The sequence below is a fragment of the Halomonas lysinitropha genome, from assembly GCF_902500215.1.
Classification (GTDB): Bacteria; Pseudomonadota; Gammaproteobacteria; order Pseudomonadales; family Halomonadaceae; genus Halomonas; species Halomonas lysinitropha.
In genome coordinates this window covers 1-461 of the sequence record NZ_CABVOU010000034.1, presented here as the reverse complement: position 1 = coordinate 461, position 461 = coordinate 1, and the positions used below count along the sequence as shown (strand labels likewise).

General features: G+C 57.9%; 2 tRNA genes. Both read left to right on the top strand.

From position 1 onward, the window contains the following. Positions 1–16 precede the first annotated feature (16 nt). A tRNA-Ile gene (locus HALO32_RS10515) sits at positions 17–93 on the top strand. 5 nt (positions 94–98) lie between these two features. Further along, positions 99–174: transfer RNA gene (locus HALO32_RS10510), tRNA-Ala, on the top strand. Positions 175–461 lie beyond the last annotated feature (287 nt).

The window sequence follows — 461 nt, the reverse complement described above, 5'->3', positions numbered from 1 at the left end:
CGAGCAACGACTGTTTGGGTCTGTAGCTCAGTTGGTTAGAGCGCACCCCTGATAAGGGTGAGGTCGGCAGTTCAAGTCTGCCCAGACCCACCAAATTTGGGGCCATAGCTCAGCTGGGAGAGCGCCTGCCTTGCACGCAGGAGGTCAGCGGTTCGATCCCGCTTGGCTCCACCATCTTCCTCTCGGAAGCGCGGAGCTCAGCTGGAGAGCGCCTGCCCTTGCACCAGGAGGTCGCGCCGGGGTCGCGCACGACTTCGTCCCGCTAGGCTCCACCACCCCACAGTCCTGACCTGATCGAGTCTGCAGTCACAAGCCATCGTCACACCAAGTGGTGTCAGGTTTGTGACTGTCGATTGACAGTCTGCTCTTTAACAATGTGAATCATGCTGACAAGTTTCTTCCGAGAGGAAGAGACGCGAGATACGTTTCAAGCGTATCCGGCAATTGTCGATCGTCATCGC